The 18,605-nt window shown below is 37.7% G+C and carries 17 protein-coding genes; 11 read left to right on the top strand and 6 right to left on the bottom strand.

Annotated elements, in window-relative coordinates; genetic code table 11:
* Positions 1-7 precede the first annotated feature (7 nt).
* Entirely contained in the window at positions 8-826 is an 819-nt protein-coding gene (locus AOB46_RS01250) for a hypothetical protein (protein WP_062696228.1), read from the top strand.
* A gap of 559 nt (positions 827-1,385) precedes the next feature.
* Positions 1,386-3,377 (top strand): M4 family metallopeptidase, encoded by a 1,992-nt coding sequence (locus AOB46_RS01245; protein ID WP_062696227.1) that lies wholly within the window; start codon positions 1,386-1,388, stop codon positions 3,375-3,377.
* A gap of 120 nt (positions 3,378-3,497) precedes the next feature.
* Here AOB46_RS01245 and AOB46_RS01240 read toward each other — a convergent pair whose 3' ends face one another.
* Positions 3,498-5,036 (bottom strand): S41 family peptidase, encoded by a 1,539-nt coding sequence (locus AOB46_RS01240; protein WP_062696226.1) that lies wholly within the window; start codon positions 5,034-5,036, stop codon positions 3,498-3,500.
* 149 nt (positions 5,037-5,185) lie between these two features.
* Between AOB46_RS01240 and AOB46_RS01235 the strand changes: the two genes are divergently transcribed.
* Positions 5,186-6,304 (top strand): MBL fold metallo-hydrolase, encoded by a 1,119-nt coding sequence (locus AOB46_RS01235; protein ID WP_241489142.1) that lies wholly within the window; start codon positions 5,186-5,188, stop codon positions 6,302-6,304.
* A gap of 1 nt (position 6,305) precedes the next feature.
* On the opposite strand, the gene AOB46_RS01230 is transcribed toward AOB46_RS01235, so the two are convergent.
* Positions 6,306-6,593 carry a GNAT family N-acetyltransferase gene (locus AOB46_RS01230; RefSeq protein WP_062696225.1) on the bottom strand — a complete coding sequence of 96 codons (288 nt, stop codon included), beginning with the start codon at positions 6,591-6,593 and terminating at the stop codon, positions 6,306-6,308.
* A gap of 150 nt (positions 6,594-6,743) precedes the next feature.
* Entirely contained in the window at positions 6,744-8,018 is a 1,275-nt protein-coding gene (locus AOB46_RS01225; protein WP_062696224.1) for a hemolysin family protein, read from the bottom strand.
* A gap of 154 nt (positions 8,019-8,172) precedes the next feature.
* Between AOB46_RS01225 and AOB46_RS01220 the strand changes: the two genes are divergently transcribed.
* The 3 genes from AOB46_RS01220 to AOB46_RS01210 all read left to right on the top strand — a co-directional run bounded on the left by AOB46_RS01220 (position 8,173) and on the right by AOB46_RS01210 (position 10,686).
* Positions 8,173-8,598, top strand: coding sequence for a hypothetical protein (locus AOB46_RS01220; protein WP_062696223.1), 426 nt, complete (start codon positions 8,173-8,175; stop codon positions 8,596-8,598).
* 93 nt (positions 8,599-8,691) lie between these two features.
* On the top strand, positions 8,692-9,588 hold the full coding sequence (locus tag AOB46_RS01215) for a helix-turn-helix domain-containing protein (RefSeq protein ID WP_062696222.1): 897 nt from the start codon (positions 8,692-8,694) through the stop codon (positions 9,586-9,588).
* A 96-nt stretch (positions 9,589-9,684) separates the two neighbouring features.
* Positions 9,685-10,686 (top strand): aldo/keto reductase, encoded by a 1,002-nt coding sequence (locus AOB46_RS01210; RefSeq protein WP_062696221.1) that lies wholly within the window; start codon positions 9,685-9,687, stop codon positions 10,684-10,686.
* A gap of 178 nt (positions 10,687-10,864) precedes the next feature.
* Here the strand turns inward: AOB46_RS01210 and AOB46_RS01205 are convergent, their stop codons facing one another.
* The 3 genes from AOB46_RS01205 to AOB46_RS01195 all read right to left on the bottom strand — a co-directional run bounded on the left by AOB46_RS01205 (position 10,865) and on the right by AOB46_RS01195 (position 14,774).
* Positions 10,865-13,084 (bottom strand): NADP-dependent isocitrate dehydrogenase, encoded by a 2,220-nt coding sequence (locus tag AOB46_RS01205; RefSeq protein WP_062696220.1) that lies wholly within the window; start codon positions 13,082-13,084, stop codon positions 10,865-10,867.
* Positions 13,085-13,190: 106 nt separating this feature from the next.
* Entirely contained in the window at positions 13,191-14,306 is a 1,116-nt protein-coding gene (locus tag AOB46_RS01200) for a hypothetical protein (protein ID WP_062696219.1), read from the bottom strand.
* Between the two features lie 15 nt (positions 14,307-14,321).
* Positions 14,322-14,774, bottom strand: coding sequence for a T9SS type A sorting domain-containing protein (locus tag AOB46_RS01195; protein ID WP_062696218.1), 453 nt, complete (start codon positions 14,772-14,774; stop codon positions 14,322-14,324).
* A 154-nt stretch (positions 14,775-14,928) separates the two neighbouring features.
* On the opposite strand from AOB46_RS01195, the gene tpx reads away from it, so the two are divergent.
* The 5 genes from tpx (at position 14,929) to AOB46_RS01170 (ending at position 18,590) form a co-directional block, all read left to right on the top strand.
* On the top strand, positions 14,929-15,432 hold the full coding sequence (gene tpx, locus AOB46_RS01190; protein ID WP_062696217.1) for a thiol peroxidase: 504 nt from the start codon (positions 14,929-14,931) through the stop codon (positions 15,430-15,432).
* Between the two features lie 86 nt (positions 15,433-15,518).
* Positions 15,519-15,872 (top strand): VOC family protein, encoded by a 354-nt coding sequence (locus tag AOB46_RS01185; RefSeq protein WP_062696216.1) that lies wholly within the window; start codon positions 15,519-15,521, stop codon positions 15,870-15,872.
* A 31-nt stretch (positions 15,873-15,903) separates the two neighbouring features.
* Positions 15,904-16,308 carry a glyoxalase superfamily protein gene (locus AOB46_RS01180; RefSeq protein ID WP_062696215.1) on the top strand — a complete coding sequence of 135 codons (405 nt, stop codon included), beginning with the start codon at positions 15,904-15,906 and terminating at the stop codon, positions 16,306-16,308.
* A 177-nt stretch (positions 16,309-16,485) separates the two neighbouring features.
* Positions 16,486-17,697, top strand: coding sequence for a DUF763 domain-containing protein (locus tag AOB46_RS01175; RefSeq protein ID WP_062696214.1), 1,212 nt, complete (start codon positions 16,486-16,488; stop codon positions 17,695-17,697).
* 302 nt (positions 17,698-17,999) lie between these two features.
* The gene (locus tag AOB46_RS01170) at positions 18,000-18,590 is read left to right on the top strand and encodes a Crp/Fnr family transcriptional regulator (protein WP_062696213.1); all 591 of its coding nucleotides are present in this window, start codon (positions 18,000-18,002) and stop codon (positions 18,588-18,590) included.
* The last annotated feature ends 15 nt before the right edge of the window (positions 18,591-18,605 follow it).

Below are 18,605 nucleotides of genomic sequence, written 5' to 3'. Positions count from 1 at the left end.
ACATACAATGGAGTTAGAAAATTTTAAAGAACTTTGGAATAAAGATACCAGAGACGACCTGCCTGAGGTTTCTCTGGAAAAGCAGAACGAGATACACTCGCCGCTGCAGATGCTTAAAATTAATATGGAAACAGAGTTTTGGCTTATGGTCGTTACCCTGCCCATGCTGATGATTGGGTTCCCGTTTGCTTCCGGAGATGCTAATATCAAGATTATATCGGCCTTTGTGGTTGTACTTACCCTTGCTCTTATCATTTATTTTTATTCCCGGTTCCTTAAGCTTTATAAAATGCTCTGCCGCAAAAGCATCAATACAAATTATGACTTGTTTAACCTTAAAACACAGCTTTTAATATCGAAAGAAATCTACATTTCCTATTATATATCCTATATTCCTCTTGCTTTTCTTTTATCACTGATTACCATCAATTTTCATTTCGAAATGAAATACAACCTCGCTATTTTTGGAATCAGTTTTATGATTACATTATTGCTGGTGTGGTTCGTTATCAAATATTGGATGTATTATATGTACGGAAGATATATTAATGATGTTGTCCGGCTGGTAGATGAACTTAACGGAGTTGAAGCAAAACAAAGCCCGCTACGGAATAAAGTTTCATGGTTTGAACGATCTCAAAAATTTTTCATCAATAAATTCGGAATCAGGGGGAATATTCTGAACACCGTTTTATGGTTTGTGTCAGCTTATATTTTTATTCTTGCATTTTTAACGATTGTTCTCCTTATTTTTATTCTTGCGGGAGCCTTTCTTCATTTTATTGACCTGAATGAACTTCAGAAAGCACTGAACAGATTAAACTGAAAAAAAATAGCCTACTCGTAACAATTTTTAATTTTTCCCTCTACCTGTAAAAAATTAAATCATTTTAGTGCCCGGATCTTTTAGGAGATTTGGGCACTTATGTTATTCTTTTTTTATGGAAGAAGACTTTAAGAAAGGACATTCTGTAAAAAAGCAGGTATTTTTTTCCTAAGAAAGTGTAACAATTTTGCTTTTTCTCTACTAACTATGAAAATTAAAAATAGTTTTGTTGATATAGAGATATGTACTCTTTATTTTTAACGGTATCTATTTAAATTTTAAGAGATAAATATAGGTTCAGAAAATTAATTTAACTTATTAAAAAGATTATTTCGTACGATGTCCTTTTCAGAGGATGCTGAAGAGCAAAAACCTTAAAAAAACACATAATGAGATCCGGCAGAATATTTTCTGTCGGGTTTTTTATTTATAATAAGGTTTTCTACGGTATTTTAGTGTTATTCTCTTTATTAAAGTATTTGAATGTTAAAAATTATGTAACATTTATGTATTTCTCCTACTAACTGTGAAATACTAATTATAAATAAATGTAATATCAATGAAAAAAATGACTACTCTTGCCAAGGTCCTGGCTTTTGCTCTGACTGCAGGTCTTACTCCTTTTACTTCAGTACACGCACAAAACAGACAAGGTTCTGAAAATTCAATTAAAGACTTCCCTAAAATTTCGTTTACTTCAGTAATGGGAAACTTTAATGCGAATTTCAGCGGAAGAGATATTACTCCGGATTTTCTGGTGAATCATTTGGGAGAATGGCTGGGAACCGGAACTGACCACTCTTACAGGCTTGTTAAAAAAAATAAAGATGAGTTGGGAATTACACACTCTGTATATGAACATTATTATAAGGGAGTAAAGGTAATGGATGACATGGTGATGCTTCATGAAAAAGAAGGAAAGTTAATTTATGTAAACGGAGAGATTATTTCTGACATCAATTTATCTCCTAAACAGCAGCCAACTTTACAGAAGATGAGAGCTATTATCATCTCTGATCTGAATGCTCAGGGTAAGATTACTGTTTCCAATATAGAAGAAGTCATTACAAAAGTAAATAAAGGGAGATCTGCTGCTGTTTATCACACCTCAAAAGTAGAAGCTTTGTCTCTGAAGCCTTTGAAAGCCTTTACATACTATATTGACAATGAATCAGGAACTATTGTGAAGAAAAATTCCAGAATTCATGATGTAGATACTCCATCTCAAAGCTCAACGTATTATAAGGGTACTCAATCTATTACTGTAGATTCTTATAACGGGCAATACCGTCTGAAAGACAATACCCGGAATATCCATACAAGGAACGGAACCAATCTTGATGTAGATACCGTAAACGGAGGAATTATCAGTGTGGAAGAATATATCAGTCCTACGGCCAATTATACCGAAGACGGAACAAAACCTCCGGTGGAAGTTCACTGGGCTATGAAAAATGCTTATGATTACTATATGACCCGCCATAACAGAAACAGTTATGACGGAAACGGATCTAAAATTGAGAATTATTATAATTTTGATTTCGGAGGAATGGCAGGAGGTGCTAATGCTGCTGCACTGGATACACCTTTGTATGGAGGAATTGTATGTATGCTTTATGGAAACGGTAAAATTTTTAACGGACTGATTACCTATATGAACCCTGTTGTAGGAATAGACGTAGCCGGACATGAATATTCTCACCTGATTGTCAGCAGAAATGGCTTAGGTGGGTTAAACTATCAGGGAGAGTCCGGAGCTATCAATGAGTCTATTGCTGATATGCTGGGAACAGCAATTGAATTTTATTCAGGAAATAACCCAAATTGGACCATAGGCGAAGGAATTACCACTGCTTCTATATTTAATCCATCTCCAAGTCCTTATATGAGAAGTTTGTCAGACCCTAATAATGTAAACCCGGGGCCACAGCCGGATACCTATAATGGAACACATTGGGCAAACACAGCCAATCCTGATGAAAATAATGATTATGGAGGGGTTCATACCAACAGTGGAGTAGGAAACTATTGGTTTTATCTTCTTTCACAGGGAGGTTCGGGAACCAACGATATTGGTAACGCCTATAACGTAACCGGAATTACCATTGAAAAAGCAGAAAAAATTATCTACAGAGCACTCCATCAATATATGACTCCAAATACAACTTATCTGGATGCTTATAATGCAACCAAACAGGCTGTAACTGATCTTTATGGTGCTTCCAGCAACGAGCAGCAGCAGAATGTAAAAGCATGGTATGGTGTGGGAATAGGAAATGGAGTACTTTCAACGAAAGAAATAACGAAAGCTGACGACCAGTTCCGCATTTATCCTAATCCTGTTAAAAACGGAGTATTTACCATAGAAAATAATAAAAATAATACCTCTGTTGAAATCTATGATATTTCAGGAAGACTGATTAAATCAGCTCAGAAATTAGATAAAGGAACAAATAAGGTGAATATTGACGGAGCTAAAAAAGGAGTTTATCTGGTAAAAATCAGTGCTGATGGAAGCGCTGCTGTTACAAAGAAAATAATAGTAGAATAATTTTTATTAAAGACTAGTGCAGTCCGGCAGAAATTTTCTGCCGGATTTTTATTGAAAAATACACATGCATCAAAATACTCTGAAAACATTTTCGGCGGGCTGAAAGCCCGCCGAAAATGTTTATTGATCAGCTATTTCTTGCTCCTTCGCAATTTCATTTTTTATCCATTCCAGCTGAGGATCTTTCTTATTGATAATATCCTGCATGCTTTCCGGAATAACAACATCCGGAACAACCCCTTTTTTGGTATTCAGGAAATCAATATTCGGCTGTACCAGGAGAAGACCGATGGGAAGATTGATTTTTGAATTGGGAAGCTTTTGGTAAGAATAGAATCCGGCAACCGTTCCGTCATTGGCTCCTCCCGTTTCTTCACCTACAAGAACAGCTCTTTTATCATATTTAAGTTTAGCGGTAATGATTGATGATGCCGAAAAGCTTCCTCCGTTGATCAGGACAAAAACCTTTCCCTGAAAAGCATTTTTATTAGGTTGGGTAGGTTTATCCGCTTTCATTTTATAATATATTTTCCCGTCTTTCTTATAGGTGCTGAAGGTCTGGGAAAATACATAAGTAGGATAAGCAAGGCTTTTGAAGGCATATTGAAGCGCATTGCTTTTTCTGAAATAATTGGTTTTCAGTGGGCTGAGTCTTGAGGTAAGCTGTGAAGGTTTAATGAGAACAAACGGTTCTGCTGCGAGATAGGAATACAGGTTATTAATCTCGTGCAGTGAACCTCCGTAATTGTTACGCACGTCAATAATTAGGTATTTAGCCTTAGCATTTTTAATTTTGGTAAAGGTTTCCTTATAAAACTGGTCCGAATGATCACGGGAAAAACTCTTTACTTTCAGGTAAGCTGTCGTGCTGTCTTTATCCAGAAATTTAAAATTTCGGTTGTAAGAATTACTGAAAGCTACATAGTCATTGACTTTCTTTTCAGAAGTGCGTTTTTCCTGTTCCTTATCTTTTTCCAGATCATTTTTAGTTTTAGATTCCCTATGTAGCGTGTAAATGTGCTTTTGACCGTTATAAAGAGTTTCTATTGTTGCGCTGTCGGTAAATCCGTATTCTGCCGTGTAAAAATTGAAAAATACGTCCTTTAAGAAATAAGGCTGAAAAGTTGTGTTGTATCCGTCGCTGCTGATCAGATCTCTGTATTTTTTCAGATATTCAGAAACCGGGATATGATTGATGGACAAAACTTCGCTACCCGGCTGTATGCCTTCTATAGAATCTTTGTTTTCAATAATAAATAAGCGGTCTCCTTTCACGTAATATTCAAAGCGGCTGAACATCCCTTTTTTATGTTCCAGCCTTTTTATCTCTTTTTTTGTGAATTTTTTTCTGGGAATTCTCAAAGATAGGTGTCCTTCACGTACATCTGCAATAACAGGCTGCAGCTTAAAGTAAAACTGAAGCGGAGTTAAAGGCTGGTCGAAGGTCTGTTTAAGGCTGTCAAATTTATGATCGAGTTCCTGTTTAGAGATATACCAATATAATTGAGGATGCATTTTTTGAAGCTTCGAATAAGCATAATCTACATCCTCTTTAAGTTTTTCCGGAGGAATGCAGGTTGCTCTTTGTTCATTATGTCTTCGGATAGAAGCACATGATGACATGATTAAAGCTGCAAATAAGATCGAATAATTTTTCAATGTGTTTGGAATTTTTTCAATCTGCTAATTTAGAAAGTTTCTCATTATTCTTGTTTAAATTAATACTAAATTATTCAGAATACCTTATAAATTAAGTTAAAAATGGTTCGTTATCCGCATTTTTCATGTAAAGATAAAAGTTAATACCTTTGGCATTTATTTTACAGAGCAAGATGATGTATTGGGTTATTACAGCGCTTATTGTAACAGCAGTTTATTTTATAGTAATGAATAGGCCTGCATTCGGGACAGCGCCGAAAGGGAGAAGGCTACGGCGTATACAGCAGTCAAAGCTATATAAAAAAGGCAGATTTCACAATAAAAATTATACCCCGGCCGTTGCAGAAGGGTATGGAACCCTGCAGGTAACCTATGATTTTTTCTTTGGAAAAAAAGATCCGCTGCTAAAGCCCTTACAAGCGATTCCTTCCCTATATACAGATCTTAAAAGTATTCCGAAAGATCAGGATGTGTTCATCTGGCTGGGACATTCATCTTATTACCTGCAAACGGATGGAGTTTCTTTTTTGGTAGATCCTGTATTAAGTTTATACGGTTCACCATTCAAATATTTTAACAAGGCATTTAAAGGTTCGGATATTTTTAAACCTGAAGATATTCCGGAACTGGATTATCTGGTGATTACGCATGATCACTTTGACCATCTTGATTATCCCACTGTAAAATCTATTAAAGACCGTACAGGTATGGCTATTGTTCCTTTAGGGGCAGGTGCTCATCTTGAACGTTGGGGGTATGGTGAAAATAAACTGATAGAAGAAGAGTGGGGTGTCGGAGTTATGCTTAAAAATGATATTAAAATTACGTTTACTCCTGCCAGACATTTTTCCGGAAGAAAAATAAGGCAGAATAATACCCTATGGACTTCTTATGTCCTGGAAACCCCGTCAAAAAAGATTTTTTTAGGCGGAGACAGCGGTTATGATACTCATTTTAAAGAAATTGGTGATCAGTTCGGACCTTTTGATTTTGTTGTTCTTGAAAACGGACAGTATGACAAAGCATGGAAATATATTCATGCCCTTCCGGAGGATGTGATCCAGGCAGCTATTGATTTACAGGCGAAAAACAGTATTCCTGTTCATTCTTCAAAATTTGCATTAGCACTTCATCCCTGGAATGAACCCCTGCAGATGGTAACGCGTTTAGGAAAAGAAAAAGGAATTTCCATCCTTACTCCGATGATCGGAGAAGTTGTAGATTTAAACCGGGATGATAATCAGTTCAGCGTCTGGTGGGAAGAGTGAATCAGGCATGCCAGATATCTTTGTATCTTGTAGGGTGGTTTTCAAACTGCTGGCGCACAAAATCACATTCAGGATCTACCAGAAGGTCTTTTTCCTCGGCATAACGAACCAGCTCATCCAGAAGCATTTTGGCATATCCCTGTCCTTCACGTTCTTCATCAAGTTTAGTATAATAAACAATCAGCAGCCTTCCGTCAACTTCAATTGACATATATCCTGCTTTATTCCCGTCAATCAATAGCTGCAGTTCATCCTGGTATGGAGATATTTCAAACTTTATATTTTCCATAATGTAAAGATTATATTGGATTAATAAATGATTTTGAATACTTTTTCTGCATTCTTTTCCATTAAAATTACAAATTAAAATAATATGAAAGAAAAGTTTTAAGAATCTTAACGAAATTTTAGGAATAAAGGAATTCGGGATTCAACTTTTTCAGACTATCTCTTTTGTAGCCATAATCTTATCGATCCTGTTTCCATCCTTATCTACAATCTCCAGAATAAGATCGCCAATCTGTATTTTCTCTCCGGTTTTCGGGAGAGTGTCCTTTCCATAAATAAAAAGCCCTGAAACACTGATGAAATGTCTCTCTATTTCCTCATCCAGATCAACTCTGAAGTACTTTTTAAAATCATACAGCGGACATTTTCCGTCAATCAGCCATGAGTTTTCATTCCGTCTGATGATATCCCTGTCATCAGATTCATCAGGAATATTTCCCACAAGGCCATCCAGAATGTCATTCAGGGTAATTATCCCCTTTGTTGTTCCATATTCATCAATAACAACGGCAATATGGGAACGGCTGTTCTGGAAAACTTCCATCATAGGGTAAATGAAAGATTTTTCACTTACAAAAACTGTTTTTCTGATATGCTCCCGGAGATTGAAGCAAAGTGGATCAAGATCAAATAAATCCCGCATTTTAACAACGCCTATAATATGATCCAGGTTGTTGTTGTCAGTCACCGGATAAGCGGAGAACGAACTGTTTCTGATCTTTGCTTTTACCGTTTCATAATCATCATCAGCATCTACTGAAATTATTTTTGAGCGGTGGGTAGCTGCGGAACTTACTTTACGGTCACCCAGTTCAAAAGCATTTCTTAAAACATCATGCTCTTTTTCTTCAATAATGCCACCCTCTTTTCCTTCCCGGATAATGGATTTAATTTCCTCTTCCGTAATCAGTTCTTTTTCATGGCTTTTAATTCCGAGAAGCTTCAGAATTCCTTCGTTGGTAACAGTAAGCAGCCAGATAAAAGGAGAAGCAATCACAGAAAGCCAGTACATGGGCTTGGCTATAATAATGGCTGTTTTTTCCGGAAACTTCATGCCGATTCTCTTGGGAATCAGTTCACCAAAGACAATAGAGAGAAAAGTAATAATCGCTACAATGATAAAAGAAGCAATGCCTCCCGAATATTCGGAGAACATTTCAAACTGAGCAATATAGGCCGCCAGATCTGAAGTAAGCCGGTCGCCTGAAAAAATACCCAGAAGAATTCCGATTAAGGTAATGCCAATCTGTACGGCAGACAAAAATTGATTAGGATTTTCTGAAAGCCTGATGGCTGTTTGGGCGTTTGTACTTCCTTTTTTCTTTTCTTTTTTTAATCTGAAACCTTTAGAAGAGACCAAAGCCATTTCGGACATGGAGAAAATTCCATTCAGCAGAATAAGCAGTATGATAATGATGATCTCCATAAAAGGAATCCTAATTATTGTTTATAAATATAGAAAATATCTGAAAGATTATCAATGATTTATACTGTATTTAACAAATATTGTGAATTCATTTTGAAGACTTGGCATTTTAATTGGAAAATAAAAAACAGTTTAATTTTAAAAATGAAGTAAAATGAAAAAAATAATAATAGCTATACTTCTTACAGGAACCTTCAGCCTGAGCTATGCACAATCCGATTATTATAATGACTACCGCAGAAGCATTACCGATATCAACTGGCAGACTGTAGCGGCAGATCTTTTGCTTTCTGTTGCACAGGCCAACCAGCTCAATGCATTAAATAACAGGTATGATGATTATGATTCATGGAACCGGGTTTATGTAAGTCATCCGGACCGATGGAGAGAAGACCGGTATTACGAAATAGAAAGGATTCTGGGCCGTGAAAAATATCTGAAATTTAAGAAAAAATATTACAAAGGGCAGAATCCTATAGCGGTATACAACCGAAACAAAAATAACGACAAGAAATACAAAAAAAATAAGTCCAAAATGTATAAAATGGACAAAAAATATGATCATCACAATCATCATTAAATCAACAATCAACTATACATTCAATTTTGATGGCCGGCTTTTAGTCGGTCATTTTTTATTTTTTAATTTGTTTGAATTTTATAATTTTGATGGATGGAATCTAAAGAAACATTAAAAGGGTTTTATGAACGGAACGAGCTTTCCAAAGAGCCCCGATGTATGATAACTCCGGGAATTGGCCATTTCAACGTATTTTCCCGTGACAGCTGTTCGTTGGTAACCCCATACAGCAGGAGAGATTATTATAAAATCTCACTGATTATAGGAAAAGGAAAACTTCATTATGCAGATAAATGGATTCATATAGATCAGCCGGCCATTTTGTTTTCCAACCCAATGGTTCCTTACTCGTGGGAAGCCGATGATGAAAATCAGGCAGGCTGGTTTTGCCTGTTTACCGAAGAATTTCTTCAGAATGGAAGCCGTATCGGAAACCTTCAGGATTCGCCGCTGTTCAGAATCGGAAGTACTCCTGTTTTTTTCATCAGTGAAGAACAGCAGAAAACCGTTTCGGAACTTTATATTAAAATGATGACTGAGATCCGGACAGATTATATTCATAAATATGATATGCTGCGGGCTTATCTCCATCTTTTGATTCATGAAACGATGAAAATGCATCCTGCGGAAACTTTTCAGCCGTACCAGAATGCTTCACAAAGGGTAGCGTCATTATTTATGGAGCTGCTGGAGAGACAATTTCCTATTGATAGCCCAGAAGCGTATCTGAAGTTGAAAACGCCTAACGATTTTGCACAGAACCTTTCCATTCATGTCAATTCCCTGAACCGTTCCGTAAAAGAAATTACAGGCAGAACAACAAGCCAGCAGATCACTTCAAGGATCATTCAGGAAGCCAATGCATTACTGAAACACACCGACTGGAATATCTCAGAAATTGCCTACGGATTAGGATTTGAGGAACCTGCTTATTTTACCAATTACTTTAAAAGACAGACCGGAATGACACCCAATGCGGTAAGAATTTAAGCTGTTTGAATTTTATAATTCTTCGTTTGAATTCTATATGACAGTCATTCGATTGTTGTTCTAATTTTGTCCTGTTAATATAAAATCACAGCAATCATGAAATTTAGAAAATTAGGAAACACAGGAGAACAGCTTTCAGCAATAGGGCTGGGATGTATGGGAATGAGTTTTGCTTACGGTCCTGTTGATGAGCAGGAAAGCATCAGCACACTTCATAAAGCTCTTGATCTGGGGGTGAACTTCTGGGATACCGCAGACATGTATGCGAATGGGGAAAATGAAAAACTGATTTCAAAGGTTTTAGTTCCGAATCGTGATAAGATCTTTATCGCTACCAAATTCGGATTCAGATTTAAAGATGGAAAAGCAAGCCACAGCGGAGCTCCGGGAACTTATTTCGATGGTTCGCCGGAATGGATCAGGCAAGCCGTGGATATGAGCCTTCAAAGACTGAAAATAGATACGATTGATCTGTATTATGCCCATAGGATTGATCCCAATGTTCCGGTAGAAGAGACAGTAGGAGCCATGGCAGATCTGGTTAAAGAAGGAAAAGTAAAATATCTGGGACTTTCAGAAGCTTCCGCTGAATCTATCAGAAAAGCAAATGCAATTCACCCGATTACGGCCCTGCAGTCTGAATATTCAATTCTTACCAGAGATGTAGAAAAAGAAATACTTTCTACAATCAGGGAGCTGGGAATTACGCTTGTTCCTTATTCTCCTCTGGCAAGAGGCCTTTTTGCGAATATCAATGAAGTTCAGAATTTTGGTGATGAAGATTTTAGAAAATCATTGCCGCGTTATCAGGCAGAATATCTGGAAAATAACAGAAATTTAGCCAGAGAATTTAACGAATTTGCCCAGTCTAAAGGAGTAAAGGGAACGCAGATGGCCCTTGCCTGGGTACTGAATCAGGGGGAAGATATCATTCCGATTCCGGGAACCAAACGCATCAGATACCTTGAAGAAAATATCGAAGCGGTAAACATTGATTTGAGCGCTTCAGACCTTGAAACGATCGATTCGCTACTCAAAAAATATCCGAATGTAGGGGAGAGATACAACGAAGGCTCTATGAAATTGGTTAATAACTAAGCTGTTTTTCATAAGATCCGGGTTCCTGTATATTAAACAGGAATCCGGATTTTTTAATGACCTTCATATTCCATATAATTGGCTTTATTCCGGATTAATATTTAAAATAGCCCTAGGAAATAATCAACAAAAAAGCCCCTTTAAAAAGGAGCTTTTTGTATTTCAAACGAACCTGAAATTAGATTCCGTCAATAATTTCATTTAAAACAGTGCTTGGTCTCATCGCTGCATACGTTTTGTATGTATCAGTTTTGTAATAACCGTCAATGTTCTGAGGTTTACCCTGAGCACCAATCAATTCAGCGTTGATTACAGCTTCATTTTCCTGCATTGCAGCTGCTACCGGAGCAAAGTGAGCCGCTAATTCAGCATTAGCAGTCTGGTTGGCCAGAGCTTCAGCCCAATACATGGCTAAATAGAAGTGGGAACCTCTGTTATCAATCTGTCCAACTTTTCTTGCAGGAGATTTGTCAGTCGCTAAGAATTTAGCATTGGCTTCGTCTAATGCATCAGCTAATACCTGTGCTTTTGTGTTGCCCTGAGTTTGTGCTAAGTGTTCTAAAGAAGCCTGAAGCGCCAGGAATTCACCTAATGAATCCCATCTTAAATAGCCTTCTTCAAGGAACTGTTCAACGTGCTTAGGGGCAGAACCTCCGGCACCTGTTTCGAAAAGGCCGCCACCGTTCATTAATGGAACAATAGAAAGCATTTTTGCAGAAGTACCCAATTCAAGGATAGGGAAAAGGTCTGTTAAATAATCTCTTAATACGTTTCCTGAAACAGAGATTGTATCTTTACCTTCTCTTGCTCTTTTAAGCGTTTCAGTCATTGCATCTTTTACATCAAGAATTCTGATGTCAAGCCCCGAAGTATCGTGATCAGCAAGATATTTTTCTACTTTTTTGATGATTTCTCTGTCGTGAGCTCTTCCTTTATCTAACCAGAAAATAGCAGGAGTATCAGATAATCTTGATCTGTTTACGGCTAATTTCACCCAGTCCTGAATAGGAGCATCTTTAGTCTGGCACATTCTGAAAATATCATCTTTTTCTACCTTTTGAGAAAGAAGAACATTTCCGTTTTCGTCCTGAACTTCTACAGTTCCGTTTGCAGATAATTGGAAGGTTTTATCGTGAGAACCATACTCTTCAGCTTTCTGGGCCATTAAACCTACGTTTGGAACAGAACCCATTGTTGTAGGATCCAGTTTTCCGTGAGCTTTCATATCATCAATTACAGACTGATAGAAACCTGCGTAAGAACGATCAGGAATGATGCATACAGTATCTTCTTCATTTCCGTCTTTGTTCCACATTTTACCTCCTCCTCTTACAAGGGCAGCCATAGATGCGTCTACAATGATGTCAGAAGGTACGTGGAAGTTGGTGATTCCTTTGTCAGAATTTACCATAGCCACTCTTGGTCCTTCAGCAAGTGCTTTTTCAATATCAGCTTTGATGTCAGCTTCCTGAGCATTTCCTTTGATTTTTTCAAAAAGATCAGCAAGACCATTGTTCGGATTGATGTCTAAAGACTTGAAAGTCTCAGCATATTTAGTAAATACCTCTTTGAAGAAAGTTTCTACGATAGCCCCGAAAATGATAGGATCAGAAATTTTCATCATCGTAGCTTTAAGGTGGGCAGAAAGAAGTACATTTCTTTTCTTTGCCTCTTCAATAGCTTCCTGAACAAATGCTTTCAGAGCATTAAGGTTCATTACGGAAGAGTCAATTACCTCACCGGCCTGAAGACCTGCAAAATCTTTCAATACATTTTCAGAACCGTCATTTCCTTTGAATACAATTCTGTATTTCGTAGCGTTTTCTAAGGTTGTTGAAGTTTCAGTTCCGTAGAAATCGCCGTTATTCATATGGGCAACATCAGTTTTGCTGTCAGAAGCCCAGTTACCCATTCTGTGAGGGTTGGCTTTTGCGTAGTTTTTAACAGCTTTTGGAGCACGTCTGTCAGAGTTTCCTTCTCTCAATACAGGGTTTACAGCACTTCCCAATACTTTGGCATATTTGGCTTTGATTGCTTTTTCCTCATCATTTTTAGGCTCTGCAGGATAATTCGGAACAGCAAACCCTTTAGACTGAAGTTCAGCAATTGCTGCATCTAATTGAGGCACGGAAGCAGAAATATTAGGTAATTTAATGATATTGGCTTCCGGTTTTGTAGCCAGTTCTCCTAATTCTGCCAAAGCATCACCAATCTTCTGATCGTCTTTCAGGTATTCAGGGAAGTTCGCTAAAATTCTTCCTGCTAAAGAAATATCCGGAACTGCAATCTCAATAGCTGCTGATTTTGTAAACGCTTTCACAATCGGTAAAAAAGAATGTGTAGCCAGCATTGGAGCCTCATCCGTTAAAGTGTAATAGATTTTTGATTTGTCTGACATTATACTGTTATTTATTATTTGATTTTTTAAGACACACAAATTTACTAAATATGATTCTTTTATGAAGTATTTTACATAAAAAAAGAGGCTCTGGCCTCTTTAAATTTTATATCTGTGTAACTGTATAACTTCCGGTACCATCAAAATTGAGGCTGAATTCAACTTTGTAGTTTTTAGGAGTGGTGGAAGAAATATTTGGAAAGGTAATAGGATCTCCTTCTACATCAAAAGCCCCATCGCCCAGGTTATCTCCTAAATCTTCAAACTCTATACTCTCTGAAGCAAGTCTGATGTAAAAAGAACCTCCGGTACTGGTTGTAACCCCATTGATAATGGCTGTAAATTTTCCTGTAGTAGTATTATAGGTGACAGAAGTTACAGGCATGGTGCCCGAAGATGAAGTAAACTGGATCTTAGGAACAAAGTTGAAGAAACCTGCCCTCATTTGTGGGCCATTAGGAGCTATAAGGATCTGGTAATATCCATTGGAAGAAACATTATAAGTACTTCCGTTAGCCGTAACGTATCCGTTGGAGTCTGAACCGTAAACCTGTGCGCCGTTACCTGGTGAAGCTATGAATTTAATCTGTGTATTGGCCTGAAGGTATTTATAACCCACTTTCGTACTGCCATTTCCACGAAGTAATTCAGCAGAGGAAGGAGTAAAGGAATTATATGACCCGTATACATATAAGTTGGACGGTAATGTATTACCCGATGAACCCGTATTCGTAGGAAGGTTTAATGTGCCGGAATCACTTACGCTTAATGTGTAATTGGTTCCGTTCGGGGAGACAAGGGTAATGCCCTGGCCAGGACCCGTAACAACTGTTTTACTTACCTGTGCATATGGAACGCTCATCAGCTGGTTTACTCCAACGTTCGTGTAATTCGAACCACCCTGTGGATCCATTTCCACTTTAACGAATTTGGCATTCGTTCCCCAGTTAATTCCTCCAAAATTCCCTGTAGATGCTGTTCCCTGTCCTATATTTAAATTAACAAGGCCTTTAGCGTTCGTTGTTTTATTATGGGTTTCAGTATACAGGACGTTTCCAGTAGCCGAGTTTTCTAAAATGCTTACTCTTAAAGAAACATTTCCGTTGGAAATGGGGGCTCCGGAAGCGTTGAAAGCAATGGTCTGGTAGCTGAAAGCCTGTGGAACCTGTGCGCTTAATAAAGAAGCGACAAATAATCCTATTGTAGCGTAAAGTTTTCTCATGGGGTCAGATAGTTTTTAAGGTTTTTTAATGATTTTAATAGGTTTGATGTCCGGATTTCTGAAAGAGATCATGTAAATTCCGGGATTCAGACTGCGAAGATCGAGCTTTCCGTTTTCAGGCTTTGCTTTCAGAACAAGTCTTCCTGCTGTGTCATATACTTCGGCATCTTCAATCTTTGAATTGGAACTTAATGTAACGTGAACAAAATCTGTGGTTGGATTGGGGTAGATCTTAATACTTTCTTTTTCAATCTCCGAGATACCCAGAACCTGCAGAGAAGTTTGGTACAGCATTCCCATTGTGCCGGAACTGCTCTGGTTCGGGTCATCCGGGATGACGTAAATTTCTCCTACAGAATGGGAAAATCCGGCTTCAGAAATGGCACCGGAATTGATACTGCCGATGACTGACTGGGCGAAACCAAAGACCGGCACTCCAAAGAGAAGGAATGTAATTTTTTTTCGCATGATTATTAATTTTTTCAGAATGCGAATATAGTTAAAAATTAGATCCGAAAAATAAACCTGAACACCAATTTTACTTTAAGAATTATTTAACCTTTATTGGAGGAGAAGAGTTATTCATTTTGAGTAAATTTGAGGAAACTAAAAAATAAATATTATGTCAACGACAATCACTTTAAAAGGAAACGAAGTACACACAATCGGAACATTACCATCAGTGGGAAGCACTGTTAGAGACTTCGCTTTGGTTGATTCCGCGCTGAATGTAAAAACGCTGGAGACTTTTGAAGGAAAGAAAAAAGTATTCAATATTTTCCCGAGTATCGATACGCCAACCTGTGCGGCTTCCACCAGAAAGTTCAATGAAGAAGCTTCAAAACTGGATAATACATTGATTATCAATGTTTCCAAGGATCTTCCGTTTGCATTAGGAAGATTCTGTGCTGCAGAAGGACTGAATAATGTTGAAACCCTTTCAGACTTCAGAAGCAGCTTTGGTGATGATTATGAAGTAACCATTACAGATTCTCCTTTAAAAGGATTATTAAGCCGTGCAGTAATCGTTACAGACGAAAACAACAAAGTGGTTTACACAGAACAGGTTTCAGAAATTGCTAATGAACCTGATTATGATGCAGCGCTGGCGGCATTGAACCAATAATAGAAAAAAACTTTATAAAAAGCCTTGCTGAAGCTTACTTTCAGCAGGGCTTTTTTTGACCTTGTTAATCTCCAAAACCAACTGAAATGGTAAAAAGAATTGTAGCCAATATAAAAACACATGACCTTTCAAAAGCTGGTCTTTTTTATCAGGATATTTTAGGACTTGAGGTGTTGATGGATCATGGCTGGATTAAAACCTTCGGAAGCAAAGAAGAGCCAACGGTTCAGATCAGTTTTGCCACTCAGGGAGGCAATGATACGGAGGTTCCGGATCTTTCCATTGAAGTGGATAACATTGATGAGGTTTACCATAAAATGATAATGTCCGGTTTTGAAATCATGTATGATATGACGGATGAAGATTGGGGAGTGCGCCGCTTCTTTGTTAAAGATCCGTTTGGAAAATTAGTCAATATCCTTCAACATAAAATCTATTAATATTTATACAATTTAATATTTATACAATAAAATGAGAGCAGCACAGATTATTCCTATCCTAAGAATCTTCGATTATAAAAAAGCAGTAGAGTTTTACGTTGACTGGCTTGGATTCGAGATTGTCTGGGAGCATTATTTCGCTGAAAATACACCCGTTTATATGCAGGTGAAAAGAGAAAATATTATTTTCCATTTAAGTGAGCATCATGGTGACGGTTCTCCCGGAGTGAGAGTGGCTGTATGGGGAGAAGGAGTCCCTGCCTACCACAAAGAGCTGATGGATAAAAAATATAAATATAACCGTCCGGCTCTTGAAAAAACATTCTATAACGCGGTATCTTTCACAGTTATCGATCCTTCCGGAAATAAAATCACCTTTGAGGAAGAATATGATGAACAAAAACATAAAGATCTGGAGTTCTATTCAGCCGGCTAACAGAACCTTAGGTCGCGGAAATTAATTTTTAAACTTCCATTCTAAATGTATACCAAGATAATTGCTGTCCCCGACCAGAGAGGTTATCCTTTTTTTAGATTCTTTCTTCATTTAAAACTGACCTCAATCATGAAAAATCCCGAATATTAAAGCTAACTTTGAATTTTAAAATTGAAAATGAAACGTTCAGGAACAGCAGATTTACCTTTACACTATGGCAAAGTACCGCCATGGCTGTATGAAAGGATGTCTGTTCTGGGGCTTTCTATCATAGAAGTAATCCTGATGGATTATGGTAAAGATGAGGTGCTCCGCCGCCTGGCAGATCCGTTCTGGTTCCAGAGCTTTGGTGCAGTGATGGGAATGGACTGGCACTCTTCAGGAATTACTACATCCGTGATGGGAGCGTTGAAGCGTTCCATTAATCCCAATTCACAGTCGTTAGGGCTGTATATTTGCGGAGGAAAAGGAAAATTTTCAAAAGAAACTCCGTCTGAATTAATTCAGATTGCTTATAAAACAGGACTAAACGGGCATGAGCTCGTTAAAGCCAGCAAGCTTTCCGCTAAAGTAGATAATACTGCCATTCAGGACGGCTATCAGCTGTATTTGCATAACTTTATTCTGGCTGATAACGGAAGCTGGAGTGTTGTTCAGCAGGGAATGCATGAATCAGACGGAACAGCAAGACGCTACCACTGGCATTCGGAAAATGTAAAATCATTTGTAGAAGAGCCACATACAGGAATTAACGGAATATCAAGAGGAAAGATTCTTAACCTTACAGATGCGGAGGCTTCAGGAAACAGAAAAGGAATTCTGGATATTTCCCATACCGATTCTGTGGAGGTAATGAAAGATTTTTCCAGGCTTATACTTCCGGCACATCATGATGTACAGGCTTCAGATGTTGATTTGAAGCGCCTCGGTGCCCTTTTATACATAACGCGCGAACAGCAGCCCCAAAACTTTGAAGATCTTCTGATGCTGGAAGGTGTAGGACCAAGAACCATGCAGTCTTTAGCATTAGTAAGTGAAGTAATTCATGGTGCACCCTCAAGATTTGCAGATCCCGCCAGATTCTCCTTTGCACACGGAGGAAAAGACGGACATCCGTTTCCGGTTCCTACGAAAATCTATGACGAAAGCATTAATATCCTCAGAAAAGGAATTGAAAAATCAAAGCTTGGAAATTCCGATAAGCTGAATACCTTAAACAAGCTTCACCACATTGTTGCAGAGACAGAAAAAGATTTCATCCCTGATTTCGATATTCAGCAGGTTATTGAAAAAGAAAGACAGAATTCATGGAGATTCGGAGGAAAAACAGTTTTTGGGGATGCCCAAAAGCCACAGAGTCCTAAACCGATCCAGCTTTCATTATTTTAACAGGAGAATGGCATATCTCATAAAAATGACGGATGCCTTTAGACTCAAAAGTCTTTGTTCTAAGCACTTTATTTCAATTTAAATTAGTTTATTAAACTTTGTTTTAACCGTTCCCCGGTATAATTTAAACAGGTGGTAGTGGCTTTGTTTAATTATTTGACGGAAGATATAATAATTTATACTATTGTACATGAGTTGGTTAAAATAATTTATGTTGAGATTTTGTTAAATTGTTTAATTTTTCACATTTCAGGTTCAATTAAAAATCCTATTTTTAAAGACTTAAAAAAAATATCGCACCAATGACCAGTAAAGCCTTAGAAATCTGCTATGATTTTCCCTTTTTTATGCAGGAAGAACTTGAAGAAATATTTCAGGCTCATGAAAAAGTATCCTTTCAGAAAGGAGAAAACATCCTTACGGAAGGTAAAACATCCAATGAATATTATATCCTTGAAAAAGGGCTGGCCCGCTCATTTGTGAATGATTTTAACGGAAATGAAGTGACTACCCATTTCTTTGCAGATAACGAGATCATCATTGAAGTACTTTCATTATTTCAGAGAATTCCGTCCCAGGAAAATATCGTCTGCATCACCGACTGTGAATGCTGGAAATTCGATTACGAAACCTTTCAGGAGCTTTTCCATAAAATACCCAATCTCAGAGAATGGGGAAGAGCATGGATGTCTAAAGAACTCTTTACCTATAAACAGCGTTCCGTGGAAATGTTTACCCTGTCTGCTACCAGGCGTTACCTCAATCTGCTGGAACAGAAGCCACTCGTTGTGCAGTATGCTCCCCTGAAACAGATCGCTTCCTATCTGGGAGTTACAGACACTTCCCTAAGCAGAATCCGAAAAGAAATTGTCTCCCATCCCAAGAAAAATTAAATCTTGTCTTATGGC

Source organism: Chryseobacterium indologenes, from assembly GCF_001295265.1.
In the GTDB taxonomy this organism is placed as follows: domain Bacteria; phylum Bacteroidota; class Bacteroidia; order Flavobacteriales; family Weeksellaceae; genus Chryseobacterium; species Chryseobacterium indologenes_A.
This window is presented reverse-complemented; position numbering and strand designations above follow the sequence as displayed.

What these genes read in the sequence shown, in the direction of transcription:
- AOB46_RS01210 (WP_062696221.1), top strand. Translation starts at nt 9,685, where the DNA reads ATGAAATTTAGAAAATTAGGAAACACAGGAGAACAGCTTTCAGCAATA.
- AOB46_RS01195 (WP_062696218.1), bottom strand. Translation starts at nt 14,774, where the DNA reads ATGCGAAAAAAAATTACATTCCTTCTCTTTGGAGTGCCGGTCTTTGGT.
- AOB46_RS01245 (WP_062696227.1), top strand. Translation starts at nt 1,386, where the DNA reads ATGAAAAAAATGACTACTCTTGCCAAGGTCCTGGCTTTTGCTCTGACT.
- AOB46_RS01215 (WP_062696222.1), top strand. Translation starts at nt 8,692, where the DNA reads ATGGAATCTAAAGAAACATTAAAAGGGTTTTATGAACGGAACGAGCTT.
- AOB46_RS01250 (WP_062696228.1), top strand. Translation starts at nt 8, where the DNA reads ATGGAGTTAGAAAATTTTAAAGAACTTTGGAATAAAGATACCAGAGAC.
- tpx (WP_062696217.1), top strand. Translation starts at nt 14,929, where the DNA reads ATGTCAACGACAATCACTTTAAAAGGAAACGAAGTACACACAATCGGA.
- AOB46_RS01205 (WP_062696220.1), bottom strand. Translation starts at nt 13,084, where the DNA reads ATGTCAGACAAATCAAAAATCTATTACACTTTAACGGATGAGGCTCCA.
- AOB46_RS01170 (WP_062696213.1), top strand. Translation starts at nt 18,000, where the DNA reads ATGACCAGTAAAGCCTTAGAAATCTGCTATGATTTTCCCTTTTTTATG.
- AOB46_RS01185 (WP_062696216.1), top strand. Translation starts at nt 15,519, where the DNA reads ATGGTAAAAAGAATTGTAGCCAATATAAAAACACATGACCTTTCAAAA.
- AOB46_RS01175 (WP_062696214.1), top strand. Translation starts at nt 16,486, where the DNA reads ATGAAACGTTCAGGAACAGCAGATTTACCTTTACACTATGGCAAAGTA.
- AOB46_RS01200 (WP_062696219.1), bottom strand. Translation starts at nt 14,306, where the DNA reads ATGAGAAAACTTTACGCTACAATAGGATTATTTGTCGCTTCTTTATTA.
- AOB46_RS01225 (WP_062696224.1), bottom strand. Translation starts at nt 8,018, where the DNA reads ATGGAGATCATCATTATCATACTGCTTATTCTGCTGAATGGAATTTTC.
- AOB46_RS01180 (WP_062696215.1), top strand. Translation starts at nt 15,904, where the DNA reads ATGAGAGCAGCACAGATTATTCCTATCCTAAGAATCTTCGATTATAAA.
- AOB46_RS01230 (WP_062696225.1), bottom strand. Translation starts at nt 6,593, where the DNA reads ATGGAAAATATAAAGTTTGAAATATCTCCATACCAGGATGAACTGCAG.
- AOB46_RS01220 (WP_062696223.1), top strand. Translation starts at nt 8,173, where the DNA reads ATGAAAAAAATAATAATAGCTATACTTCTTACAGGAACCTTCAGCCTG.